The sequence below is a fragment of the Vibrio sp. 1562 genome (genome assembly GCF_033340155.1).
Classification (GTDB): Bacteria; Pseudomonadota; Gammaproteobacteria; order Enterobacterales; family Vibrionaceae; genus Vibrio; species Vibrio alginolyticus.
In genome coordinates, this window is the sequence record NZ_JAWOVY010000171.1 from 1 (window position 1) to 895 (window position 895).

The window sequence follows — 895 nt, forward strand, 5'->3', positions numbered from 1 at the left end:
GGGTTTTGCAAAAGCGGATTACCTAGTACCAATCAAATCAGCATGGTGTCAGGTGAAGGCGCTGGCATTGTTAACACTGATGATGGCCCGTGGCCATTGTTGCTGTTACTGGCTTTTAAGCGTCAATTACCACCACTGTGTTCACTCACAGTAGCGAGTCCTGAAGGGATAGAAGTATCCGACCAACTGAAGTTGGAAAAAGATGTATTGCGGTTGCTAGGCAGTGATTTAGAGCGGGTTCGCCCGATAGCTGAAGCACTGGACTTAATGCCTGTGAAAATCGATCTCAACCGATCGTCGCCTGATTCGCAAAATTACTATTTCTGATAGTGGTATTGCCATTAGCGCGTCAACTACTACCACCCAAACGGGGGCCATTGCTCCTGCTGGGAGTGGTGCGTCCCCATCTCGCATGAGGATGCACTATGAGTATTCAAACCCTCGACAAACTTTTGATTTGTCACATCGACTGTTCCATCTGGAGCGGTAGAAAAAAACTAAGGCCTGAAGATTTCAGATTAGCCAATGGCAGCCAACTTCCACCGAAGGATGTTGCCAGCTTAGGGAGTAAAAAAATTTGCGACCCAGAGGCATTGGCGAACTTTGAAAGGCTTAAGAAAGAAGCGCAGCGCTTGTGTGAGCAAGTCGGTGTGCGGTTTTTAGGTGGCTATGCCGTCCCTGAAGACCGAATTGATCAGATTGTTCCAGAGCTTGACCGGATCGGTCAGGAGTTTGCGCAGTGCAAGCAGTTGTTCTTGGACAACTATGATCAGGTGACGTTTGACTGGGTTGCAAAACACCCGGAATTTGCAGATGCAATCCGGCGTGCATTATCACCCATCGAAGACGTGGAACAACGGCTTCAGTTCGATTATGCCATCTATCGAATGCAACC

General features: G+C 48.4%; 1 protein-coding gene and 1 pseudogene. Both read left to right on the forward strand.

Annotation, left to right across the window (positions count from 1 at the left end):
- A pseudogene (locus tag R7Z49_RS23955) lies at positions 1-327 on the forward strand (hypothetical protein); the annotation flags it as partial.
- A 98-nt stretch (positions 328-425) separates the two neighbouring features.
- The coding region (locus R7Z49_RS23960; protein ID WP_318112221.1) for a DUF3150 domain-containing protein at positions 426-895 on the forward strand (470 nt) is incomplete at its 3' end.